Raw genomic sequence first — 23,899 nt, 5'->3', positions numbered from 1 at the left:
AGGAATATTCAAATCATCTATACCAGGCATACCATTGGATGTGGATTTTCTCATCAATCCTTGGGATCTTGGACCAACGCCAGCTGACGGTGTTACCGACTCTTTGGTAGCCAGGAGGTTCTAGCCTAAAAAAAGTGCCATAGAGCCACTGGACATAATACGGGCTATTTTGTTTACCGATGCCTGGAATGGCCATGATAATGGTCCCAAGATCCATCGTGAAGGTTACCTCTTCGATTGGCCGGTCTGACTGCCAATTTAAAATACAGATGTATTCATCGATTTTTTGAGTGTCTTCTGCTGGCAGTACGACAAACTCCGCTTGTTTATGGAGTTCTCCGCTACCTTCATAGAGGTTAGAAAACCAGGCATATTTCGAATGACGAGAAACTAGATGACCCGCCTCGGCTGCTTGCGCGCTAGTGTATTTTTTCATGAGCAGCGGATGGCCGTTGATCCAAGCCCTGGCCCAAACCGCAGGATACCTGGCATCTTCCGGAATATAGGCGAATCCCCCTTGGTCATAAGCAACTACTTTTTGATCAAAGAAGACATGCGGGCGTAGGGTGTACGGGTAGGTTTTCTCCCTCGTTAGGAAGAGCTTGACATAGGTATGGGTTGATTCGATGTAATTATAAAGGAAAAAAAAGGAAAGCAGAATCGTCATGGGTGGTCTTTCCTATGGAGAGTTAATCATAGGTCGGTTGGGACTCAACTCATTATTAGGTAGTGTGGTATTGGGAGTGGAAGGAAGCATAAAAAAAATCATCTATACCAGGCATACCATTGGATGCGGATTTTCTGATCTATCCTTGGGATATGGGTCCAGCGCCAGCTGACGATGCTACCGACTCTTTGGTAGCCAGGAGGTTCTAGTCTAAAAAACGTGCCATAGAGCCACTGAACATAATAAGGGTTATTTTGTTTACCGATTCCAGGAATAGCCATGGTGATAGCCCCAAGATCCATTGTAAAGGTCACCTCTTCAATGGGCCGATCTGACTCCCAGTGCAAAATACAGATGTATTCATCTATTTTTTGAGCGCCTTCTGCTGGCAGTACGACAAACTCTGCTTGTTTATGGAGTTCTCCATCGGGTATGTTTTCTCTAGAAAGCCAGACATATTTCGAATGGCGAGAAACATAACGGACTATCATAGATGCTTGCTGGGCATTATATTTTTTCATGCTCAGCGGATGACCATTAATCCAAGCCCTGGCCCATACCGCAGGATACTTGGGATCTTCCGGAATATAGGCGTTGAAACCTTCATTGCATTTAAAAACAACTTTTTGATCAAAGAAGACATGAGGACTTAGGACATATGGGTAGGTTTTCTCCCTCGTCAGGAAGAGCTTGACATAGGTATGGGTTGATTCGAAGTACCAATAAAGAAAAAAGAAAGAAAACAGGATAATCATTGGGAAAAATTGTCTAATTATCCCTCAATATTTCCTTTGGTTAAAGCCCTTACGACGCCTCTTACTCGGGTTTGGATATTCTGTCCCACACCCTGGAGCCCTTCCATGCTTGCCCCATGCACCCTACCGAAATGCCCGCTAAAGCCTTCAAGCAAGGCACCAGCCATATCAGAGAAGGCTAAAGACCATCCATACGCAACTCGTACGGCGACAAGAGGGAACATTGAACCAGCATAGATAAACGCGGCCACGATGTTGATGCCTAAGGAGTAGAGCACCCAAGCTCCTGAAGCCTGCAAAAACCCTAGAATGGTATAGACCACAGCACACAAAAAAGAGCTTTTAGCCGTAGCCCCTTGTTCTAGGCATTGTTGAATAGGGACCCCTCCTGTGGCACCGTTATTGGTAAGAATGGATTGGAGAAAGACTTGTAAGAGACTAGAAAAGCCGCCTTCACTGCCTCCAAAAAGGTTGGAAAGGCTAAGTCCGTTAATAGGCCAGCCGATGGTCGCTTCAATGATCATTGGGACCATGGCTCCTAGAGTTGTTGCACCCGCTACAAAGCCCATATCCCCACTGACACTAATGCCAAAGAGGGTGTTAAAAATGATGTCTGCCATCATATAACCAAGTCCAGCAAGGATGCAGTAAAGGGCTGGGACGATTGATACGGCAACTAGGCCTATAAGCATGGGTCTCCAGAGTCCACGGAAGGAAGCAAAAAAAGTCAATGGGACCAGAGCAATGCCAAAACCAGTCAAGGCTTGATAGGCTGCCTCACTGCCCCCAAGCAATATAATCTGGCTAAAGATGATGGTGAAGATAGCTCCAATGCACAGGAGAGCCGCTGTTAAGACTAGAGCAAATACCCAACCGATAGAAGTCATAAGAGGGATTGCCCAGATCTGCATGGCAGTGACAGTTTGAGAAGCAACCGGACTGATGTCATTTGGCATCATGGCCATCCATGAGAGAAGTCCCTGAAAGGCTTGATTGAGATATTTGTAGACCACTGGATTAAAGATCGCCAAATTATTGGCTAGTCCAAACATACGACTTACAAAGATCGGTCCAAATTTAAAATCGGCGATATTGCCAGGTATTTTATTCATTTATTAGGGTGTATAGAACTAGTAATAGGAAAAAGAAGGGAAAGACTTGACCAATGAAAGGAAAACAAAGAGATTTTTCTTTTAACTTTCCTGACTGAGTTAGGCATCTACAAACGGAGGCATTTTACAATGCCTGTGTCATAGTTTAAAAAAGACACTATAAAAAGGGATAAGAGCCTTGCATTGAAATCAAAAACATTATTAGAAACTCTGATTTCTTCTGAAGCGAAGAGCCGAGATAAGATCCATTCATCTATACCAGGCATACCATTGGATGCGGATTTTTTGGTCAATCCTTGGGATATGGGTCCAGCGCCAGCTGACAGTACTCCCGACTCTTTGGTAACCGGGAGGTTCTAGCCTAAAAAACGTGCCATAGAGCCACTGAACATAATAAGGGTTATTTTGTCTACCGATTCCAGGAATAGCCATGGTGATGGCTCCAAGATCCATCGTAAAGGTCACCTCTTCAATGGGCCGGTCTGGCTCCCAATTTAAAATACAGACGTATTCATCGATTTTTTGGGTAGCTTCTGCCGGCAGCACGACAAACTCCGCCTGTTTATGTAGTTCTCCGCTACCTTCATAGTGGTTAGAAAGCCAGACGTATTTCGAATGTCGAGAAACTAAATGCCCCATCCCGGCTGCTTGCCCTCTAGTGTATTTTTTCATGCTCAGGGGATGACCGTTAATCCAAGCCCTGGCCCATACCGCAGGATACCTGGGATCTTCCGGAATATAAGCGAATCCCCCTTGATCATAAGTAATTACTTTTTGATCAAAGAAGACATGGGGGCTTAGGGCATATGGGTAGGTTTTTTCTCTCGTCAGGAAGAGCTTGGCATAGGTATGCGTTGATTTGATGTAATTATAAAGGAAAAAAAAGGAAAGCAGGATCGTCATTGTGAGCCTTTTCCAGTAATTGCTCTTACGATGCCTCCTACGCGGGTTTGGATATTCTGTCCCACACCCTGGAGCCCTTCTATGCTTGCCCCGTGCACCCTACCGAAATGCCCGCTAAAGCCTTCCAGCAAGGCACCAGCCATGTCAGAGAAGGCTAAAGACCATCCATACGCAACTCGTACGGCGACAAGAGGAAACATTGATCCCGCATAGATAAACGCGGCCACGATGTTGATGCCTAAGGAGTAGAGCACACAGGCTCCGGAAGCCTGCAAAAACCCTAGAATGGTATAGACCACAGCACACAAAAAAGAGCTTTTTGCCGTAGCCCCTTGTTCTAGGCATTGTTGAATAGGGACCCCTCCTGTGGCACCGTTATTGGTAAGAATGGATTGGAGAAAGACTTGTAAGAGACTGGAAAAGCCGCCTTCACTGCCTCCAAAAAGGTTAGAAAGGCTAAGTCCGTTAATAGGCCAGCCGATGGTCGCTTCAATGATCGGTCCAAATTTAAAATCGGCTATATTCATCGGACATACTCCTCCTGGGGATGCCAGAAAAAAAGGGAGGGAAAAGGATAGAAGAAAAAAACAAAAAGACATATTTTATTCATTTATTACGGTGTATAGAACTAGTAATAGGAAAAAGAAGGGAAGGCTGGACCGATGAAAGGAAAATAAAGGTATTTTTTTCAACTTTCCTGCCTGAGTTATGCGTCCACAAACGTAGGCATTTTACAATGCCTATGTCATAGTTTAAAAAAGACACTATAAAAAAGTGATAAGAGCCTTGCTTTGAAATCAAAAACATTATTAGAACCTCTGATTCTTCTGAATCGAAGAGCTGAGAAAAGATCCATTCATCTATACCAAGCATACCATTGGATGCGAATTTTTTGGTCAATCCTTTGGATATGGGTCCAGCGCCAGCTGACGGTGCTGCCGACTCTTTGGTAGCCAGGAGGTTCTAGTCTAAAAAACGTGCCATAGAGCCACTGAACATAATAAGGGTTATTTTGTTTACCGATTCCAGGAATAGCCATGGTGATGGCCCCAAGATCCATCGTAAAGGTCACCTCTTCAATGGGCCGATCAACATGCTCCCAGTTTAAAATACAGACATATTCATCTATTTTTTGAGTGCCATCTGCTGGCAGTACGACAAACTCTGCTTGTTTATGGAGTTCTCCATTTTCTTCATAGTAGTTAGAAAGCCAGACGTATTTAGAATAACGTGAAACAAAGCCGGACTCCGCTGCCTGAGCTCTAGTGTATTTTTTTATGCTCAGGGGATGACCGTTAATCCAAGCCCTGGCCCATACCGCTGGATACCTGGGATCTTCCGGAATATAGGCGTGGTGCCCTTGATTGGAATTAGAAATTACTTTTTGATCAAAGAATATATGCGGGCTTAGAGCATACGGATAGGTTTTTTCTCTCGTCAAGAAGAGCTTGGCATAGGTATGCGTTGATTTGATGTAATTATAAAGGAAAAAAAAGGAAAGCAGGATCATCATTTGTGGGGATCATCCTTTCCAATAATGGCTCTTACGACGCCTCTTACTCGGGTTTGGATATTCTGTCCCACACCCTGGAGCCCTTCTATGCTTGCCCCGTGCACCCTACCGAAATGCCCGCTAAAGCCTTCCAGCAAGGCCCCAGCCATGTCAGAGAAGGCTAAAGACCACCCATAAGCGACTCGTACGGCGACAAGAGGGAACATTGAACCAGCATAGATAAAAGCGGCCACGATGTTGATGCCTAAGGAGTAGAGCACCCAGGCTCCTGAAGCCTGCAAAAACCCTAGAATAGTATAAACTACAGCACACAAAAAAGAGCTTTTAGCCGTAGCCCCTTGTTCTAGGCATTGTTGAATAGGGACCCCTCCTGGAGCACCGTTATTGGTAAGAATGGATTGGAGAAAGACTTGTAAGAGACTGGAAAAGCCGCCTTCACTGCCTCCAAAAAGGTTAGAAAGGCTAAGTCCGTTAATAGGCCAGCCGATGGTTGCTTCAATGATCATAGGAATCATAGCTCCTAGGGTGGTTGCACCCGCTACAAAGCCCATATCCCCACTGACACTAATGCCAAAGAGGGTGTTAAAAATGATGTCTGCCATCATGTAACCTAGTCCAGCAAGGATGCAGTAAAGGGCTGGGACGATTGATACGGCAACTAGGCCTATAAGCATGGGTCTCCAGAGTCCACGGAAGGAAGCAAAGAAAGTCAATGGGACCAGCGCAATGCCAAAACCAGTCAAGGCTTGATAGGCTGCCTCACTGCCCCCAAGCAATATAATCTGGCTAAAGATGATGGTGAAGATGGCTCCAATGCAAAGGAGAGCTACTGTTAAAACAAGAGCAAATACCCAGCCGATAGAAGTCATAAGGGGGATTGCCCAGATCTGCATGGCAGTGACGGTTTGAGAAGCAACCGGACTGATGTCATTTGGCATTATAGCCATCCATGAGAGAAGCCCCTGAAAAGCTTGATTGAGATATTTGTAGACCACAGGATTAAAGATCGCCAAATTATTGGCTAGTCCAAACATGCGACTTACAAAGATCGCTCCAAATTTAAAATCGGCGATATTGCCAGGTATTTTATTCATTTATTAGGGTGTATAGAACTTTTAATAGGAAAAAGAAGGGAAAGACTGGACCAATGAAAGGAAAACAAAGAGATTTTTCTTTTAACTTTCCTGACTGAGTTAGGCATCTACAAACGGAGGCATTTTACAATGCCTGTGTCATAGTTTAAAAAAGACACTATAAAAAGGGATAAGAGCCTTGCATTGAAATCAAAAACATTATTAGAAACTCTGGTTTTTTTGAATCGAAGAGTCGAGAAAAGATCCATTCATCTATACCACGCATACCATTGGATACGGATTTTTTGGTCAATCCTTAGGATATGGGTCCAGCGCCAGCTGACGATGCTACCGACTCTTTGGTAGCCAGGAGGTTCTAGTCTAAAAAACGTCCCATAGAGCCATTGAACATAATAAGGGTTATTTTGTCTACCTATGCCAGGAATAGCCATGGTGATAGCCCCAAGATCCATTGTAAAGGTCACCTCTTCAATGGGCCGATCAACATCCTCCCAGTTTAAAATACAGACATATTCATCTATTTTTTGAATGCCTTCTGCTGGCAGTACGACAAACTCTGCTTGTTTATGGAGTTCTCCATTTTCTTCATAGTAGTTAGAAAGCCAGACGTATTTAGAATAACGTGAAACAAAGCCGGACTCCGCTGCCTGAGCTCTAGTGTATTTTTTTATGCTCAATGGATGGCCGTTGATCCAAGCCCTGGCCCATACCGCTGGATACCTGGGATCTTCCGGAATATAGGCGTGGTGCCCTTGATTGGAATTAGAAATTACTTTTTGATCAAAGAAGATATGCGGGCTTAGAGCATACGGATAGGTTTTTTCTCTCGTCAGGAAGAGCTTCACATAGGTATGGGTCGATTCGATGTAATGATAGAGGAAAAAAAAGGAAATCAGGATCATCATTCGTGGGGACCATCCTTTCCAATAATGGCTCTTACGACGCCTCTTACTCGGGTTTGGATATTCTGTCCCACACCCTGGAGCCCTTCTATGCTTGCCCCGTGCACCCTACCGAAATGCCCGCTAAAGCCTTCCAGCAAGGCACCAGCCATGTCAGAGAAGGCTAAAGACCATCCATACGCAACTCGTACGGCGACAAGAGGAAACATTGATCCCGCATAGATAAACGCGGCCACGATGTTGATGCCTAAGGAGTAGAGCACACAGGCTCCGGAAGCCTGCAAAAACCCTAGAATGGTATAGACCACAGCACACAAAAAAGAGCTTTTTGCCGTAGCCCCTTGTTCTAGGCATTGTTGAATAGGGACCCCTCCTGTGGCACCGTTATTGGTAAGAATGGATTGGAGAAAGACTTGTAAGAGACTGGAAAAGCCGCCTTCACTGCCTCCAAAAAGGTTAGAAAGGCTAAGTCCGTTAATAGGCCAGCCGATGGTCGCTTCAATGATCGGTCCAAATTTAAAATCGGCTATATTCATCGGACATACTCCTCCTGGGGATGCCAGAAAAAAAGGGAGGGAAAAGGATAGAAGAAAAAAACAAAAAGACATATTTTATTCATTTATTACGGTGTATAGAACTAGTAATAGGAAAAAGAAGGGAAGGCTGGACCGATGAAAGGAAAATAAAGGTATTTTTTTCAACTTTCCTGCCTGAGTTATGCGTCCACAAACGTAGGCATTTTACAATGCCTATGTCATAGTTTAAAAAAGACACTATAAAAAAGTGATAAGAGCCTTGCTTTGAAATCAGAAACATTATTACAAACTCTGATTTTTAGGAAGCGGAAAGCCAAGACGAGATCCATTCATCTATACCAGGCATACCATTGGATGCGAATTTTTTGGTCAATCCTTGGGATATTAGACCAGCGCCAGTTGACGGTGCTACCGACTCTTTGGTAGCCAGGAGGTTCTAGTCTAAAAAACGTGCCATAGAGCCACTGAACATAATAAGGGTTATTTTGTCTACCGATGCCAGGAATAGCCATGGTGATAGACCCAAGATCCATCGTAAAGGTTACCTCTTCAATGGGCCGGTCTGACTCCCAGTTTAAAATACAGACATATTCATCTATTTTTTGAGTGCCTTCTGCTGGCAGTACGGCAAACTCCGCCTGTTTATGAAGTTCACCATCAGGTATATTTTCTTTCGAAAGCCAGATGTATTTCGAATGTTGAGAAACTACAAGACCCATCCCGGCAGCATGTGTTCTAGTGTATTTTTTCATACTCAACGGATGGCCCTTAATCCAAGCCCTGGCCCATACCGCAGGATACCTGGGATCTTCCGGAATATAGGCTAGTCTCTCTTGATTGGTATAAGCAATTACTTTTTGATCAATGAAGACATGCGGGCGTAGGGCATACGGGTAGGTTTTCTCCCTTGTCAGAAATAGCTTGGCATAGGTATGGGTGGATTCGATGTAATGATATAGGAAAAAAAAGCAAAGCAGGATCGTCACCAAGATTCCTTTCCAATAATGGCTTTTAATCGATTTTCTTTCCAACAATGGCTTTTAAGACGCCTCCTACTCGGGTTTGGATATTCTGTCCCACACCCTGGAGCCCTTCCATGCTTGCCCCATGCACCCTACCGAAATGCCCGCTAAAGCCTTCAAGCAAGGCACCAGCCATATCAGAGAAGGCTAAAGACCATCCATACGCAACTCGTACGGCGACAAGAGGGAACATCGAACCAGCATAGATAAAAGCGGCCACAATGTTGATGCCTAAGGAGTAGAGCACCCAGGCTCCGGAAGCCTGCAAAAACCCTAGAATGGTATAGACCACAGCACACAAAAAAGAGCTTTTAGCCGTAGCCCCTTGTTCTAGGCATTGTTGAATAGGGATCCCTCCTGTGGCACCGTTATTGGTAAGAATGGATTGGAGAAAGACTTGTAAGAGACTGGAAAAGCCGCCTTCACTGCCTCCAAAAAGGTTGGAAAGGCTAAGTCCGTTAATAGGCCAGCCGATGGTTGCTTCAATGATCGGTCCAAATTTAAAATCGGCTATATTCATCGGACATACTCCTCCTGGGGATGCCAGAAAAAAAGGGAGGGAAAAGGATAGAAGAAAAAAACAAAAAGACATATTTTATTCATTGATTACGGTGTATAGAACTAGTAATAGGAAAAAGAAGGGAAAGACTTGACCAATGAAAGGAAAACAAAGAGATTTTTCTTTTAACTTTCCTGACTGAGTTAGGCATCTACAAACGGAGGCATTTTACAATGCCTGTGTCATAGTTTAAAAAAGACACTATAAAAAGGGATAAGAGCCTTGCATTGAAATCAAAAACATTATTAGAAACTCTGATTTCTTCTGAAGCGAAGAGCCGAGATAAGATCCATTCATCTATACCAGGCATACCATTGGATGCGGATTTTTTGGTCAATCCTTGGGATATGGGTCCAGCGCCAGCTGACAGTACTCCCGACTCTTTGGTAACCGGGAGGTTCTAGCCTAAAAAACGTGCCATAGAGCCACTGAACATAATAAGGATTATTTTGTCTACCGATGCCAGGAATAGCCATGGTGATGGCCCCAAGATCCATCGTAAAGGTTACTTCTTCGATTGGACGATCAAGATCATCCCAGTGTAAAATACAGATGTATTCATCTATTTTTTGAGTGCCTTCTGCCGGCAGCACGACAAACTCCGCCTGTTTATGTAGTTCTCCGCTACCTTCATAGTGGTTAGAAAGCCAGACGTATTTCGAATGACGAGAAACATTACGGACTCTCATAGATGCTGCTTGCGCTCTAGTGTATTTTTTCATGCTTAGTGGATGGCCATTAATCCAAGCCCTGGCCCATACCGCAGGATACCTGGGATCTTCGGGAATATGTGCGTTTGACATTTCATTGCAATTGTAAATTACTTTTTGATCAAAGAAGACATGGGGACTTAGGACATATGGGTAGGTTTTCTCCCTAGTTAGGAAGAGCTTGGCATAGGTATGTGTTGATTCAATGTAATAATAAAGGAAAAAAAAGGAAAGCAGGATCGTCATGGGACGCGGGGGTCCTTTCCAGCAATTGCTCTTACGATGCCTCCTACTCGGGTTTGGATATTCTGTCCCACACCCTGGAGTCCTTCCATGCTTGCCCCGTGCACCCTACCGAAATGCCCGCTAAAGCCTTCCAGCAAGGCCCCAGCCATGTCAGAGAAGGCTAAAGACCATCCATACGCAACTCGTACGGCAACAAGAGGGAACATAGAACCAGCATAGATAAAAGCGGCCACAATGTTGATGCCTAGGGAGTAGAGCACCCAAGCTCCTGAAGCCTGCAAAAACCCTAGAATGGTATAGACCACAGCACACAAAAAAGAGCTTTTAGCCGTAGCCCCTTGTTCTAGGCATTGTTGAATAGGGACCCCTCCTGTGGCACCGTTATTGGTAAGAATGGATTGGAGAAAGACTTGTAAGAGACTGGAAAAGCCGCCTTCACTGCCTCCAAAAAGGTTGGAAAGGCTAAGTCCGTTAATAGGCCAGCCGATGGTTGCTTCAATGATCATTGGGACCATGGCTCCTAGAGTTGTTGCACCCGCTACAAAGCCCATATCCCCACTGACACTAATGCCAAAGAGGGTGTTAAAAATGATGTCTGCCATCATATAACCAAGTCCGGCAAGGATGCAGTAAAGGGGTGGGACGATTGATACGGCGACTAGGCCTATAAGCATTGGCCTCCAGAGTCCACGGAAGGAAGCAAAGAAAGTCAATGGGACCAGAGCAATCCCAAAACCGGTCAAGGCTTGATAGGCTGCCTCACTGCCCCCAAGCAATATAATCTGGCTAAAGATGATGGTGAAGATAGCTCCAATGCACAGGAGAGCCGCTGTTAAGACTAGAGCAAATACCCAGCCGATAGAAGTCATAAGAGGGATTGCCCAGATCTGCATGGCAGTGACAGTTTGAGAAGCAACCGGACTGATGTCATTTGGCATCATGGCCATCCATGAGAGAAGTCCCTGAAAGGCTTGATTGAGATATTTGTAGACTACTGGATTAAAAATCGCCAAATTATTGGCTAGTCCAAACATGCGGCTTACAAAGATCGGTCCAAATTTAAAATCGGCGATATTGCCCGGACACACTCCTCCTGGAGATGCCACAGCCCCAATTCCACTGGATGGAGGCACATGGATCCAACATATCCACCATTGCGTTGGGGTACTTCCTGCAGGCGGATCAAAGGCAAGGTTAGCGATTTGATGCCCCCAGTTAAGTCCACCTTGAATTAATGCTTGCCTGGCGGCATCAATAAGGTGCTGAGGAAATTGTGCATACACAACGATCCAAATCACGACCGCATGGATGGTATAATCGATGAGTTCATCGATAATGGGCCTTCCGAAGGCCACTCGAAATCCTCCAATGGCTGCGGCCATGAAAAATAGAAAGGGGGCGATGCTTACGGCAATCTGCTCACCTTCTTCTCTAGCTTGCTGACCAAACTGAAAAACTTTTTGAATAAGTGGACCAAGACTTGGATCGATCCCTGAAAGGGACCCATTGGGTTGATAGCCTTGTTGTTGAGAGTAGGCAGGAAGAGTAAAAAAAAGAAAAATAAAAAAAGAGAAAATAAAAAACCTTTTTCCGCTCATTTCCTATTCTCTTGCACTATTATTAATAGGAAAAAGAAACTTTGTTTAGGTTTGCCAATAAAAGAAAAGTCAGAAGAATTTATTGAATGAAGACTTAAAAATGCATGCGCCAACGAACGAATGGATTTTTTTCAGTTTTCGTTAGTACTATTTTAATATTGTACATGGATAAGAGTAATGAGTTTAGATAACCAATGATATACATTATTGGAAAGGTTTCTTTCTTATTAAGCAGAAAAACCCTATAATGTATTCAATCCACCGCCATTTCCACGATCAACAGGAGAAGCTAATTAGCTAAGCCAAAGGGAATTTGGAGTTGTAATTTCAGGGGTATACAAGGAATTTTGGCTTATGCCAATGGGTTTAGTTTTGGATTGGGTTATTATTATCCAGTAATTGACAGGCTATCTTCTATTCCGTCGTAAAGGGAAGAAGATCCAAAGGAAGGTCATTTTTTTTATTTTGTGACACGTAATCTGTATGTAAGAAGCTTTATAAAGGGCTTCATGGCCATGAGCTTCATTTAGCCGAATCTTTAAGTCTAGCTAGGAAATATCTATACGATAGTTCTTCAGGCCTTTACTTTACGATCTACAATAAAGGGAGGACTATGTAGTTACATAAATCCAACAAAGGATAGGAAGTGTTTTGAAGATTTGTATTCGTTAATTAAAGGAGAGGCATTTTATTATTTGAAATTTGCACAAAAGAGTTTGAGTCGGGAGGTCATAGCTTGATGATAAGCGCATAGGAAAAGTAGTTATGCTTTAGAAGGCTGTTTCCTGCACAAGCAATCTCCTCGGCAATAGAAAAAGCTAATGATAGAAATTTTTACGGAGACTCCGAAGTCTCTATTCCCCAGTTTTACTAGGATTTTTTAGCGTGTCGCGTTGGTTTTTGGGGCACGCTCATCATTTTATCAGCAACTGACGATGAGACCTCTCCAATAGAATGGTTACGTGCTAAGAAGTATGAATCCTTGAACGAATTTTTTCCATTTTATTAGCAGCCCTGGATCCAACAAAACATAGTTGCATGTTAAGAATGATAAACCTTTTGAATGATTGTGAAAGGGGCAAGTCCATCGGATTTTTGGTTGTAAACGGCGATCTAGTGGGAATGAATGCTAGTCAGTCTTTTTATCCCGAGAAGTCTTGGCCTTATTAAGGAAGGGTTAGTAAAGGGCTAGTTCTTTATCTTTTTCTGTTTGATGAATACTCTATTCAAGCCTAACGGCTCTAGGACTAGAGTTACCCGCTCCACGCATGGATCGGTTTTTTCGTCCATTCCTTTCCGTATCCAGCGACCTTCGGCCCCTGGAAAGACGAAGTCGTGGTTTTTTATCCATTTCGCCAAGCCACAATCGAAGAGCCCCGCGCGCCGATTTCTTGTCCTGATGGCTGGATGCCCTACCACTCATGCCACCGGTCACCCTAGAGTCTTTTTCACAATACCGCCGCCTCGGTTGCATCTCTAACTTGGTTCCAACATCCTTGCCTGTGCTTCCAGCTTCCGATATGAGCCACTTCCGCTGTGTCTCTGACCATCGATCTGAAAGCTCCAAACGACACATCCAACCTCTCTCGATTTCATCTAGCTTTTTGCCGAACCTGTTTTCCTCAGCTTTACCAGGCTACCTCTGGCTAAAACCCTCATCCTTTTCGGCTCCAGCGCCTCTGTGATCAATAGGCCACTACGTCCCACCATCGCGGCACTCTGCTTGTGCAGGAAATCCTTCCTAACATTCGCCACCTTGGCCTCCATCCAGCCGAGCTGTCCGCACTGCTCCCACAGCCTCTTGGATACATGAAATCCTTCCCGTTTCCCCTGGTTGCTGATTGCCGCTTCTATCTTTCAGAAGATCGTTCTCGAAAGCTTCCTTAAGCCTCTTGAGCGCCTTGTGCAAATACCGCTTATTGGTTCCCTCGGAAACGACCGGCTCGCTTTTCTCTGTCTTCAATGAGGCGCTGGTTAGGAACTGCTCCCTGCCCAACTCGAAAGCCGCAGCACCAGCTCCATGCTCTCGGCAGCGGCCGGCAGCGTGTCGTGACCGACGCATGCCATTTGCCGCCGGAAAGAAATATCTCGTATCTTCTGGGTTCTTTGGGAGCAAAGAGCTTGCCCCGGATCCGGATCCCCCCGATGCCGGAGAGAGGGAGCTTCCGGTGAGAGCTTTGGTCTTTTGTGAGCAGCCGCCAGTCGTCTTCGTGCTGCTGGAAGCCAAAGCCGCTGAATCGCTCTGCCTGTTGGAAAGGGGAAATCCGGGCTTTTTGCCTTGCCGGATGTGACGGAAGAGCGACTGGAATACGTGGTCCAGCCTCCTGAACGTTACCTAGAGGGATAGAGCATTGATTGAGGAGAGAAGCGCGTTTTGGGAGCGGAGGACAGTGAGCCAATCGGCCCTGCTCGGAAAAAACAGGCACCTCGCTTTTCCTCCTTCCATGCTCGCCTGCGCTCATCGAGATTCAGCTTCCAGAGGAAGCAATGCCCCCGAGCGAGTCAGAAAAAGCTCATCCCGGACGGCCTTGGAAGGATAGTGTTGGTAGGTAACCTTGTGTTCAACGGGGTCAAGCACGAGAAGACCAACGGGTGGAGCAATGCTCATAGGACAACGCTGAAAAGTGGACATTTAGTGAAATGCAAGTTCCAGTCCGTTGACACGTTTTGCCTCCATGCGTTAACGCGTGCCCTATCATTTAGTGCTTGTATCAAAATACCGCCACAAGGCGATAACTCTCCTAATGCTTGGCTGTGTGCATAGTATGGCTAAAATGCGCTGGGAGGGAGAGGGCGGACAGTTGATTGAGTTCAAGGGAGAATCGGATCCCCTTCACTTGCTGCTTGCTTTGCCACCAAATCTTGAACACAGCTGCTTCGTAAAGAGTCTTAAGACAACTTCTTTCAATCCTTTCCGCAGAGAGTTTGCCACGGCAGCCGGCCATTTCTATCGTAAGCCAGTACTTTGGATCCGTCCCTTCTGTGTTATTAGGTGATGAGGAGCCCTATTAACCGTCTCAAACAGGACATCGAAGGGCAAGAGAGACTGGAATAGGACAGCCTACCCCACCAGCCAAGCCAAAGGCTCTGGCTGGTGTACTGGCTGACAGGGAGGGTAGATAGATTGGTTGAGCAAGATTATGGGCGGAAAAAAAATCGATGGGACTATGAATATAATAGATAGAACACAAAAAAGGTTTGGGGCACTTGAAAGTTGACAGGGGTGGATCGTTCAGATTGGATTGCTATAGAAGGAAAAGACTCAACATGGCGAGCAATTTTTTTTAGTTCAACGTTGTATCTAGCTATAGGAATTGTATTTTAAAACTGTGAAAGATCCATTAGATGATAGAGCAAAAAAGGCTGCAAGGATTATTGCCTCTCCACAAGAATTTAAAGTTTGTGAAAGTTGTGGTTCAATTGTGTCGAAGAACGCTGTATTTTGCCCCAATTGTAATGGATACCGATTTGATTGTTCGAAGGAAATGGTGATAGCACAGGCAGAAATTTTGGGTAAAAGGGAGTCGACGTCGATTTCCCAAGAAGATTACCTTTAAAAAAAATTGGTCCATTTTCTGCTTTGATAGAAAAAAAAGCTTTATGAAAAAGGGACTGATCTTTCTATTTTTTTTGTATTTTCTATCCTCTTCCATTGGACAAAGTACTATAGTTCAAACATCTAAAGGAGAAAGACTAACTATTCTTAACAGTTATGAAGAAGCCAAAGCCATTCCCCCTGGGAAGACTTTTGCTATGATTTGTGGGAAATGCAAAGGGGTTTGGATGACAATAGTAAAAAAAGCTAGCAAAGAGCATCTTGCATGGTTTGATTCTAGTCAATGGCAGAATTGCCCGGGGTTATGCAAAGGGTTGATCCATGCAAAAGAGACAAAAAGCCACAAGCATCTTTTTCTATGCAGTCATTGTGGAGAACATTCGGCTTTTGCCTGTTGCGGCTCTTGAAGGTAAAGATTACCCTGGGTTTGTGGGATAGTAGCTTGTCTGTGGGTATACCAAAGTAGGTAGGGATGTTGGAGTTTAGTTCATGATCGTTTTGCCAACGTGGTCTGAAACTACAGTATTCTCAGTTGCAACAATATTCTCGAACCTGGTAAAATACCAAGAGATCTGCCACTTTTCTTGGATGAAACCTCCTTCTTGACTTTTTTTCTTTGGCTTATCCCCTTGCTTTTCTTTCTGCAAGACCTCTGGGTGTTTCTCCTTCCTATTTTGCTTCGATTACACTCTCTCTCATAGTCATGGATGGATAAAGGGAGTAATTTAAGAAAACCAGGTCCTTGAACTGTTGGATGCTCCAGGAGAATGTTCTGAGTGGGGGCATGATCATGATCCCATGAAGATTCCAAAAGATATGGGTTATTGCTAAAGATGAAGCCTTCGAAAAAGCCAAACTTTGAAAGAATCAAGAATGAAGAAGTAAAGGAGAATGGCTATGACAATAGCCATAAGAGAAGAAAATCCAATGTTTTCCATGCCAATTCCCTTTGTAGCCTGGAAAGTTAGGCCTAAGAGTACCATGACCGAGGTAACTATCATCCATGGGCTTGGAAGGGAATGCCATAAGTGGTGTCGTTCCCTAACAAGGTAGAGGGTAGCTTGTCCCTCCAATACGAGAAGGATAAAACTAATGGATTGGAGATGAGGTGGATCCAGCTTTAAAGCATATTTAGCTACCAAAAAGAGGCCGAAAGAAAAGAATAGTAGCATAATACCGATCGTTGTCCCTGCAATGACAATCGATTGGATTGGCCATTTTCGGATCCGGTTTGCTGGTTTTACCCTATCTGTCACTAGGGAAAGAGTGAGCACATCATTATACAGGACAAGAAGAACACCAAGAAATGGATTCAATACAAAAGTATTTCCAACTATTAGTCCTAGCGTCATAAAGAACGCTACTTCTACCGTTTTGATTATTTTGTTGAGGATATAAGTGAGGATCCTTTCGAAAATAGCGCGGCTCAGCATAATTGCCGGAATGATATCCATTAGCCCTGGATTTGTAAGAATAAGGCTAGCTGCGGATTTTGCAACATCGACAGCGTTCGAAACGGCTATTCCTACTTGGGCTTGTCGAAGCGCTGGGGCATCATTGACGCCATCACCTGTCATTCCTGTCACATGGTTTTTCTTTTGAAATGCCTGAACAATTCTATATTTATCCTCAGGGAATACCCCAGCTATAATATCATAGTTTTCAATTTGTTGGGGATCAATAGCCGAGGAATCTGATAAGGTAATCGAATGTTCTCCAATACCTACTTGTTTTCCTATAGATTTTGCTGTGAATTCCTGATCTCCAGTGACCATAACCACTTTGATACCGAGCCATTTAATCTTTGCGATTAATTCTTTTGCATCGTTCCTCAGTGGATCCGAAAAACCGATAAGTCCCAGCAGCGTATTGGCAGCAGGCGAACCATAGGCAACAGCAAGGATACGTGAGCCATCGGTCTCAAGCGTTTTTGCTTGATCCAGTACTTCTGTTGAATCGATCCCTATCGTTTTTAGTACTGTAGAAACAGATCCTTTGAGGACTATGAACTGCCTTCCTTCTTTATCTTTGTATATAGCCTTAGCCATTTTGGTCTTAGGATCTGCAGGAATATAATGTTGAAAGTCTAGGCCAAGTTCTTTGGTAGACAAATGAAGTTCGTCTACTTTTTCAAGGATAGCTTTATCGATAGGATTTTCTCCCAGAGGATCGGAACAAAGCGCAGCAAAAAGCAGGAGATTTTGCTCCGTACAGGGAGCAAAGGGCTTTAAAATATGAAGCTTGAGTTCATTACACGTCAACGTTCCGGTTTTATCTACAAGCAAAATGTCCATGGTTGAGGCGTCTTCTAAAGCAGAAAGTTTGGTACAGAGCACTCCTTTTTCTGCAAGCTCTTTTGAGCCTAGGGCTGTGGCCAAGGTAAAAACAGAAGGCAAAGTAACAGGAACGGAGGCTATAAGAATAACAAGAGCATAAGGCAAGAGAAAGGATAGGGGCGCCATCTTTATCATTCCATAGAGAAAAATCAATGCGATGAGCAGACTATCCACATAGACCAATGCTTTAACGATATTGAATATGACTTTTTGGGCTTCACTTGGGGGAGAGGCAATTTCAATCAACCGAGTTGTTTTTCCAAAGTGGGTTTTTGCTCCTGTCGCGATGACAATGCCACGCGCTTGTCCTGATTCCACAAAAGATCCGCTTAAAAGCCTCTCTTCTGGTTGAGCGGTACGTGGGAGAGACTCTCCAGTTATTGCTGATTCATTTACTTCTATTTCTCCATCGATGAGTTGCAGATCGGCAGGGACAATATCCCCGCTGCGTAAAAGGACAAGATCCCCACAAACCAGTTCTTTTGCAGGGATTGTTGTCCATACTCCATCTCTGAGTACTCGAACGTCAGGAGAAAGTTTATTGAGCAGAGAAAAAAGGGCACGTTTCGAACGATGTTCTTGCAAAAAAGAAAGCATGGAGGAACAAACTAGGAATCCAGCAATGGCGATCCCATCATGGATTCGGTGAAGAAGGATTTCTAAAAGAATCGTTATTTCAAGCATCCATGGAACAGGAGCCCAAAATTTAGAAAGAAACAGTAATAAAGAGGATTCCTTTTTTTCAGGGGGAGTATTAGGACCCTCTGCTAACAACCGTTTTTTTGCTTCCGCCCATGATAACCCTAAGTAAAGCTTGTTGCTGTCGTAAGGCACAAAGGTTTTCCTGGCTACGATCAAGGAAACAAAGCGGACAGAGAGGGATTCGAACCCTCGAGTCGGTTTAGCCGACTACACGCTCTCCAGGCGTGCCCGATCAACCACTCCGGCATCTGTCCAGTGCTTATTATTATAAATGGCAAAGTGTAATTGGAAAATTTATTTTTCTTAAGGCTTCTTTTCACCAATTAGGACCAAAACTGCTTGAAGGAGCGCCATAATAAGCATCTTGCTTTTCAAGATAGGAGACAGGAACAAATCCTTTTTTGCCTCGCGTGGTTTCTACCCGAACGAACCCTTCTCCTGTGGAGCCAAGCAGTTTTAACCGTGTTCCTTTATCTAGATAACTATCGGGCACTTCTTCTCCGGGCCCTTGAGTATAAAAAGGGGTCTTGTCCTTCGTCACTAAGTTATATTCATACCCTCCAATGGTTGAAGAACAAGAGAGAAAAGCAAATGACATAATAGGCAGAAAGATTAGATGCAAGTTCCATTTTTTTATTTTCGAAATCCACCTTCCCATCCTTTTATTATCTCCTTATTTTCAACACAAAAGAAGTTAGAGAAATTCTCTGGGATCCGTAATTTTACCTTTAATGGCCGAAGCCGCCACCGTCATGGGAGAAGCCAAATAAACAAGGGAAGCTTTATCTCCCATCCGCCCAGGAAAATTTCTGTTTGTCGAAGAGATACACACCAGCGGCTTGTTAACTCTCCCGAAGGTGTCCATTGGTCCTCCAAGACAGGCTGCGCAGGAGGGATTTTCTGTAATTTTCACGCCTGCCTGAACTAATATTTCCCACAGACTTTGTCCTTCCAACTCTATTTTGTGGAGTTGATCGACGACTTCTGGGGTAGAAGGCACGGCGAAAGTTTCTACGCTTACCATATTGTTTTTAAGAATCGAGGCAAAAGCAATAAAATCGGTGAGCTTGCCTCCGGTACAAGAGCCGAGATAGGCGCGATCAATTTTTACGGAAGCCAGTTCCTTAGCCTTAAATCTATTAGCTGGATTAGGAGGAGCTGCCACAGTTGGTTCTATCTTAGAAAGATCGATTGAGTAAGATGCAAAGAACTTTTGATCTTTTTCTAACTCAACGACTTCGAATTCTTTTTTTGTGCCATTCTTTAAAATCCTCTGGTTAACATAGTCGATAGTTTTCTGATCCGCTGGGAATATCCCATTTTTAGCACCTGCTTCTATGGCCATATTGGCCATCGTCATTCTATCTTCGATTGAGAGAGAGAAGGCTCCCGGACCTTCAAACTGCATGGCCATGTAAGTGGCTCCATCAAAACCTATTTCCCCAATAATGTAAAGGATGAGGTCTTTGGCCATGACCCCTTTTTGAAGTTCTCCATCCAGATAGAATTGGATAGTTGGGGGGACTTTGATGAGCAATTTCCCGGTTCCCATTACAAATCCCGCATCCGTATTTCCGATTCCCGTTGCGAACTGGTTGAATGCCCCCGCTGTGCACGTATGACTGTCGGTCCCAAAGAGCACTTCTCCGGGTCGGACATGACCTTTTTCAGGAAGCGCAGTATGGCAAACGCCAGCGTAATGCATTCCGTACTGACGTTGTAAAGGCCCTTTGAGAGGATCAAATTTCCAATTTCCATTGGGATCATCAATGACGTCATAAAAATAGGGAAGACCCTGTTCTTTTGAAAAAGCTCTTAAAATGTCCACATTTCTATTGGAAAGAGAATCGGAAGTAAAAATGTAGTGATCGGGCATGATCACGATTTTGTAAGGATTCCAAACGCGCGCGTTTTTCCCAAATTCCCTTTTAAAGACACCTATGGTTCCTGGCCCGCAAACATCATGAGTAAGGAGAATGTCGGTCTCCACCCAAATGTTATCTCCAGGAAGGACTTTCGATCTTTTGCTAGCTTTTGCAAGTATCTTTTCTGTTAAAGTCATAATAAAAAAATTAAGTAATGGAATTAATAACAATAAGAATAATCCCCGTAGGGAGAAATAATCTAATCCATAAGAAAAGAATAAAAGGAAAAAGTATTCTTTCTCAATCGAATTTTAGTTTCTTTTTTTTGCATTTTCTAGAATTTCTAAGGCTTTATCAATGGAAGGAGGGATCTGGTGGCGTGGGAAGGAAGCAAAGATAGATTCAGAGAAAGCTGGGTCTTTTAGGCCATGACCTGTGAGTGTCATCACCACAGTCGAATTCTTAGCAAGGGTATTTTCTTTACAGATTTTCAAAAAGCCAGCAAGCGATACTGCGGAGGCGGGTTCGACAAAAATGCCTTCTTTTGTAGCCAGAAACTGATAGGCTTCAATGATTTCAGAATCAGTGACTGAATCAATTTTTCCTGAGGATTCTCTGGCTGCTTCTACAGCTTTTTTCCAACTTGCTGGATTGCCAATTCGTATAGCTGAAGCAATCGTCGTTGGGTTTTCTATGATTTTACCTTTCACAATAGGAGCGGCACCTTCTGCTTGAAAGCCAAGCATCTGAGGCAGTTTGCTTGAAAGCTTGCTTTCATGATATTCTTTATAGCCTTTCCAATAGGCGGTGATGTTCCCGGCGTTTCCTACAGGAAGAATGTGAATGTCTGGAGCATCGCCTAAGGTATCACAAATTTCAAAAGCTGCTGTTTTTTGTCCTTCAATCCGACTTGGATTGACGGAGTTAACTAGTTCAATTTCTGGTCTAAGAGCGGCTAGTTTGATAACCATTCGCATGGTATCATCGAAGGATCCATCAATTTCTACGATCTCTGCTCCATGCATAATGGCCTGCGAGAGCTTTCCTAATGCAATCTTTCCACGTGGAAGAAAAACAAAGCATTTTAAATCAGCTCTTGCCGCGTAAGCGGCTGCTGAAGCGGCGGTGTTGCCAGTACTGGCGCAAATGACTGTTCTTTTATTTTGCTCCAAAGCCTTGGTTATCGCAACCACCATCCCTCGGTCTTTAAAAGAGGCGGTGGGATTGAGGCCTTCATATTTAAAATAGACTTTCAACCCTTTCCCAAAAAGCTGGGGAAGTTTTGTTGAAGGGATTAAGGGGGTATTGCCTTCGAGGAGGGTAATATCTGGGCAATTAGCGCACACGGGAAGTCGATCCCGGTACTGCTTGATTATTCCCTGCCATGATCTTTCATTATTCACCTTGAGCATGAAAATCCTCTACTCTATATATCACTGGGTTTCCCTTAAGAAAAGGAAGTTTAGACATCTCTGCACAAGCCTCTGTAAAGTCTTTTTCTTTGGCATCATGGACCATGATGATAAGAGGTACGCCTTGGGAAAGGTTTGAGACCTCTGGTTGAACGACAGAGGATATTCCAATATTCTTTCTTCCAAGGATTTGAGCAATAGAAGCCAGAACTCCTGGTTTGTCGACGACGTTAAGCCGGACATAATACCTGGAAATAATTTCCGAAATGGGCATAATCTTATACTCGCTCTCAGTACTGGAAAAGAAAATCCTCGAATGATAGACATCCGAAGGATATCTTGCGAGTTCTACCAGATCGCTCAGTACGGCGCTAGCTGTGGGGTCGCCACCTGCTCCCCTTCCATAGAATAACTGATCTCCCACAATATCTCCTTTCACAATGACGGCATTGAATGCTCCTGAAACCGAACTAAGAATATGATCTTTTTTAAGTAAGGTGGGATGCACCCGAATTTCAACCTTTTTCGAATGGGGATGTTTTTTTATAATGGCTAGCAGTTTTAAAATATATCCCAGGTCCGCCGCATACTGGATATCCATGGGATCCACAGATTCGATACCGGCTGTATAAATTTCTTCGACTTTAGGCCAGAACCTATAGGAGAGGGCACAGAGGATGGCTGCTTTATGCGCACTGTCTTCACCGCTCACATCCAGTTTTTCATTGGCTTCCGCATAGCCAAGTTCTTTGGCTTTCTTGAGAGCCTCAGCATAAGGACTTTTCTGGTTGGTCATCTCTGTGAGAATATAATTGCAGGTGCCATTAACGATGCCAGCAATCATCAGAAATCGGTTCGCTACCAGTCCATCTTGAATAGCCTGTAGAAGAGGAATGCCTCCCGCTACACTGGCTTCAAAAAGAATTCTTCTTTTTTGCTCAAAAGCAATGTTGGCTATCTGCTGCCCATGGTTTGCTAGTAAGGCTTTGTTAGCGGTTACGACATCCTTTCCTTTTTTTAAAGCACTTGTAATAATTTCATACGAAATATCAATCCCACCAATTAACTCCACTACCGCATCAATTTCTGGATCGTTGACAATATCTTGCCAATCAGTTGTAAGGATCTCTTTAGGTAGGCCTAAGTTATATCCTTTTTGTAAGGAACGGACAGCAACCCTCTTGATTTCAATAATTTTCCCTGATTTTTCTGCTAATAATTTTTTGTGGGTTAATAGGTTATGCCATACCCGAGAGCCAACATTGCCAAGGCCAATCAATCCGACATTAAAAGCTTTCATATCCAAGGAACCTATTCCGTTGAGAGGTCTTGATCAGCCTCAGGTGGGTTAGCTTCAGTCCTCAGTTGTTTTTCTAATTTCTTGAGTCTTTCCCAGATTTCAGGAAGCTTATTATATAGAACTTCTAGTTTGTGGGTGAGTTGAATTGGTCGCGCATGACGGCCTGAAAGAACAGAATAAGGCGGGACATCTTTGGTTACTCCAGACTGGGCGGTGATGGTGGCTCCATCTCCAATATGAATATGCCCGGCGATGCCGACTTGGCCAGCCAATGTCACTTGATTGCCTAGGGAAGTACTACCAGAAATCCCTGTCTGAGCTGCAATGATCGAATTTTTGCCAATAACGACATTATGCGCAATCTGCACAAGATTGTCTATTTTAGAGCCTTCTTGAATCCAGGTTTTCCCAAATCTGCCTCGATCGATCGTAGTATTGGCTCCAATTTCCACATCATCGTCTATTTGGACTATCCCAACCTGAGGAATTTTTTCATGTTTTCCATTTTTTCTTTCATATCCAAATCCATCGGATCCGACAACGACTCCCGAATGCAGAATAACCCTTTTGCCTATTACCGTTCTTTCTCGTACCGTCACATGGGGATAGAGAAAAGAATTTTCTCCAATAATACTTTCTTTGCCAATAAAAACGAAGGCTCCTATGACTACCTTATCGCCTATCTTTACGCCATCTTCGATCACGGCATAGGGTTGGATGCTTACCTCCTTACCGATTCCTACCTCCTTGCCTATAATGGCTGTGGGGTGGATGCCAGGTTCGTATGTAACTGGCTTTGGACAGAAAAGAGCAATGATCGTTGAAAAGGCAAGGGAAGGGGAATCTACCCGAATCAATGTAGCAGAACTTGAACCCTTATAATTTTTCGAAACAACGATTGCCGAAGCTTTCGTTTTTTCCACGGCCGATTCATATCTTGGGTTACTCAAAAAGGTGATTTGTCCTTTTGAAGCATCAAAAATGTCGGAGACACCTGTAATTTCTAACTCTGGATCTCCTTCAATAATGCCTCCAACAAGCTTAGCTAACTGTCCAACTGAATAAGAGACCACTTTTGGATTCCTTTAAAGTGGATGTGTTCTTCCAGCCT

The 23,899-nt window shown here is 44.0% G+C and carries 24 protein-coding genes and 1 tRNA gene; 3 read left to right on the top strand and 22 right to left on the bottom strand.

Features of this window, described 5'->3' with window-relative positions; translation table 11 throughout:
- Positions 1 to 13: 13 nt before the first annotated feature.
- The 15 genes from QOL44_RS08320 to QOL44_RS08250 form a co-directional block, all read right to left on the bottom strand.
- Positions 14 to 667: a hypothetical protein gene (locus QOL44_RS08320; RefSeq protein ID WP_045086522.1), complete on the bottom strand. Its 654-nt coding sequence runs from the start codon at positions 665 to 667 to the stop codon at positions 14 to 16.
- A gap of 98 nt (positions 668 to 765) precedes the next feature.
- Entirely contained in the window at positions 766 to 1,422 is a 657-nt protein-coding gene (locus tag QOL44_RS08315; protein WP_045086523.1) for a hypothetical protein, read from the bottom strand.
- Between the two features lie 17 nt (positions 1,423 to 1,439).
- Complete coding sequence (locus QOL44_RS08310) at positions 1,440 to 2,534, bottom strand: hypothetical protein (RefSeq protein ID WP_045086524.1); 1,095 nt, start codon at positions 2,532 to 2,534, stop codon at positions 1,440 to 1,442.
- A gap of 249 nt (positions 2,535 to 2,783) precedes the next feature.
- Positions 2,784 to 3,437, bottom strand: coding sequence for a hypothetical protein (locus QOL44_RS08305; RefSeq protein WP_045086525.1), 654 nt, complete (start codon positions 3,435 to 3,437; stop codon positions 2,784 to 2,786).
- Positions 3,434 to 3,964 carry a hypothetical protein gene (locus tag QOL44_RS08300; protein WP_283401174.1) on the bottom strand — a complete coding sequence of 177 codons (531 nt, stop codon included), beginning with the start codon at positions 3,962 to 3,964 and terminating at the stop codon, positions 3,434 to 3,436. Before QOL44_RS08300 ends, QOL44_RS08305 begins: the two co-directional genes overlap by 4 nt.
- Before the next feature lie 329 nt (positions 3,965 to 4,293).
- Positions 4,294 to 4,950 (bottom strand): hypothetical protein, encoded by a 657-nt coding sequence (locus QOL44_RS08295; protein WP_045086528.1) that lies wholly within the window; start codon positions 4,948 to 4,950, stop codon positions 4,294 to 4,296.
- On the bottom strand, positions 4,947 to 6,044 hold the full coding sequence (locus QOL44_RS08290) for a hypothetical protein (RefSeq protein ID WP_045086529.1): 1,098 nt from the start codon (positions 6,042 to 6,044) through the stop codon (positions 4,947 to 4,949). Before QOL44_RS08290 ends, QOL44_RS08295 begins: the two co-directional genes overlap by 4 nt.
- Before the next feature lie 248 nt (positions 6,045 to 6,292).
- Entirely contained in the window at positions 6,293 to 6,949 is a 657-nt protein-coding gene (locus QOL44_RS08285) for a hypothetical protein (RefSeq protein WP_045086530.1), read from the bottom strand.
- Entirely contained in the window at positions 6,946 to 7,482 is a 537-nt protein-coding gene (locus QOL44_RS08280; RefSeq protein WP_258042305.1) for a hypothetical protein, read from the bottom strand. The genes QOL44_RS08285 and QOL44_RS08280 overlap by 4 nt, the downstream gene beginning before the upstream one ends.
- A gap of 329 nt (positions 7,483 to 7,811) precedes the next feature.
- Positions 7,812 to 8,513: a hypothetical protein gene (locus QOL44_RS08275; RefSeq protein ID WP_244229079.1), complete on the bottom strand. Its 702-nt coding sequence runs from the start codon at positions 8,511 to 8,513 to the stop codon at positions 7,812 to 7,814.
- The gene (locus QOL44_RS08270) at positions 8,494 to 9,024 is read right to left on the bottom strand and encodes a hypothetical protein (protein ID WP_258042223.1); all 531 of its coding nucleotides are present in this window, start codon (positions 9,022 to 9,024) and stop codon (positions 8,494 to 8,496) included. Before QOL44_RS08270 ends, QOL44_RS08275 begins: the two co-directional genes overlap by 20 nt.
- Positions 9,025 to 9,356: 332 nt before the next feature.
- A complete protein-coding gene (locus tag QOL44_RS08265; protein WP_045086533.1) occupies positions 9,357 to 10,019 on the bottom strand; it encodes a hypothetical protein in 663 nt (220 codons plus the stop codon).
- Positions 10,016 to 11,617, bottom strand: coding sequence for a hypothetical protein (locus QOL44_RS08260; RefSeq protein ID WP_045086534.1), 1,602 nt, complete (start codon positions 11,615 to 11,617; stop codon positions 10,016 to 10,018). Before QOL44_RS08260 ends, QOL44_RS08265 begins: the two co-directional genes overlap by 4 nt.
- 1,741 nt (positions 11,618 to 13,358) lie before the next feature.
- Entirely contained in the window at positions 13,359 to 13,679 is a 321-nt protein-coding gene (locus QOL44_RS08255; protein WP_045086536.1) for a hypothetical protein, read from the bottom strand.
- Between the two features lie 396 nt (positions 13,680 to 14,075).
- Positions 14,076 to 14,225, bottom strand: coding sequence for a hypothetical protein (locus QOL44_RS08250; RefSeq protein ID WP_009059120.1), 150 nt, complete (start codon positions 14,223 to 14,225; stop codon positions 14,076 to 14,078).
- A 79-nt stretch (positions 14,226 to 14,304) separates the two neighbouring features.
- Between QOL44_RS08250 and QOL44_RS08245 the strand changes: the two genes are divergently transcribed.
- The 3 genes from QOL44_RS08245 (at position 14,305) to QOL44_RS08235 (ending at position 15,580) form a co-directional block, all read left to right on the top strand.
- A complete protein-coding gene (locus QOL44_RS08245; RefSeq protein ID WP_009059119.1) occupies positions 14,305 to 14,613 on the top strand; it encodes a transposase in 309 nt (102 codons plus the stop codon).
- 333 nt (positions 14,614 to 14,946) lie between these two features.
- Positions 14,947 to 15,174 carry a zinc-ribbon domain-containing protein gene (locus tag QOL44_RS08240; RefSeq protein WP_048814660.1) on the top strand — a complete coding sequence of 76 codons (228 nt, stop codon included), beginning with the start codon at positions 14,947 to 14,949 and terminating at the stop codon, positions 15,172 to 15,174.
- A gap of 43 nt (positions 15,175 to 15,217) precedes the next feature.
- The gene (locus QOL44_RS08235; RefSeq protein ID WP_009059116.1) at positions 15,218 to 15,580 is read left to right on the top strand and encodes a hypothetical protein; all 363 of its coding nucleotides are present in this window, start codon (positions 15,218 to 15,220) and stop codon (positions 15,578 to 15,580) included.
- A gap of 420 nt (positions 15,581 to 16,000) precedes the next feature.
- Here the strand turns inward: QOL44_RS08235 and QOL44_RS08230 are convergent, their stop codons facing one another.
- From QOL44_RS08230 to lpxD, 7 genes are all read right to left on the bottom strand, one after another.
- On the bottom strand, positions 16,001 to 18,343 hold the full coding sequence (locus QOL44_RS08230; protein ID WP_134373220.1) for an HAD-IC family P-type ATPase: 2,343 nt from the start codon (positions 18,341 to 18,343) through the stop codon (positions 16,001 to 16,003).
- Positions 18,344 to 18,377: 34 nt separating this feature from the next.
- Positions 18,378 to 18,465: transfer RNA gene (locus tag QOL44_RS08225), tRNA-Ser, on the bottom strand.
- A gap of 62 nt (positions 18,466 to 18,527) precedes the next feature.
- A complete protein-coding gene (locus QOL44_RS08220) occupies positions 18,528 to 18,869 on the bottom strand; it encodes an SH3 domain-containing protein (protein WP_009059114.1) in 342 nt (113 codons plus the stop codon).
- Between the two features lie 36 nt (positions 18,870 to 18,905).
- Positions 18,906 to 20,273, bottom strand: coding sequence for a 3-isopropylmalate dehydratase large subunit (locus QOL44_RS08215; RefSeq protein WP_009059113.1), 1,368 nt, complete (start codon positions 20,271 to 20,273; stop codon positions 18,906 to 18,908).
- Positions 20,274 to 20,387: 114 nt separating this feature from the next.
- Positions 20,388 to 21,488: a threonine synthase gene (gene thrC, locus QOL44_RS08210; protein ID WP_009059112.1), complete on the bottom strand. Its 1,101-nt coding sequence runs from the start codon at positions 21,486 to 21,488 to the stop codon at positions 20,388 to 20,390.
- The gene (locus tag QOL44_RS08205) at positions 21,472 to 22,788 is read right to left on the bottom strand and encodes a homoserine dehydrogenase (RefSeq protein WP_009059110.1); all 1,317 of its coding nucleotides are present in this window, start codon (positions 22,786 to 22,788) and stop codon (positions 21,472 to 21,474) included. Before QOL44_RS08205 ends, thrC begins: the two co-directional genes overlap by 17 nt.
- Before the next feature lie 11 nt (positions 22,789 to 22,799).
- Positions 22,800 to 23,861 carry a UDP-3-O-(3-hydroxymyristoyl)glucosamine N-acyltransferase gene (gene lpxD / locus QOL44_RS08200; protein WP_009059108.1) on the bottom strand — a complete coding sequence of 354 codons (1,062 nt, stop codon included), beginning with the start codon at positions 23,859 to 23,861 and terminating at the stop codon, positions 22,800 to 22,802.
- Positions 23,862 to 23,899: the final 38 nt, after the last annotated feature.

Origin of the sequence: Candidatus Methylacidiphilum fumarolicum (genome assembly GCF_949774925.1) — a bacterium.
Taxonomy (GTDB): domain Bacteria; phylum Verrucomicrobiota; class Verrucomicrobiia; order Methylacidiphilales; family Methylacidiphilaceae; genus Methylacidiphilum; species Methylacidiphilum fumarolicum.
The sequence above is the reverse complement of the archived record's forward strand: the minus strand, read 5'-3'. Positions and strand labels throughout refer to the sequence as shown.